This is a genomic window from Microcystis aeruginosa NIES-4325 (assembly GCF_008974145.1).
GTDB classification, from domain to species: Bacteria; Cyanobacteriota; Cyanobacteriia; order Cyanobacteriales; family Microcystaceae; genus Microcystis; species Microcystis aeruginosa_G.
The window spans coordinates 1-406 of the sequence record NZ_BJKP01000130.1 but is presented as its reverse complement, the minus strand read 5'-3'; the positions used below and the strand labels follow the sequence as shown (position 1 = coordinate 406).

The window sequence follows — 406 nt, the reverse complement described above, 5'->3', positions numbered from 1 at the left end:
ATTTCTGGAGCCCAGTGGAATGAAGAAAATATCCCTCAAGTGCTTAAACACCGCTGTGCTTACCTAAATAACAGTCTTTAGCTATTGAATAGTATTTATGTTCTGACAAAACTGACTTGCTCCCCCCACTTGAACTATACTAGAGCCGTCATCGGTAATTTTACTAGCAAAAAATTGATGACGAGGGAGTTTTTGTTCAGCATTTTTATTGCGACCATGGGAAGTAATCTAATAGATTATGTCATTTAGCACAGTTACCCCCTCCAAGTCGATTTCTCTAGGGAGCAAGTCAGTTTTGTCAGAACATAAATACTATTCAATAGCTAAAGACTGTTATTTAGGTAAGCACAGCGGTGTTTAAGCACTTGAGGGATATTTTCTTCATTCCACTGGGCTCCAGAAATTT

General features: G+C 38.4%; 1 pseudogene. It reads right to left on the bottom strand.

From position 1 onward, the window contains the following. Window positions 1-123: 123 nt before the first annotated feature. Window positions 124-279, bottom strand: a pseudogene (locus MiAbW_RS20620) (DUF3616 domain-containing protein); the annotation flags it as partial. Window positions 280-406 lie beyond the last annotated feature (127 nt).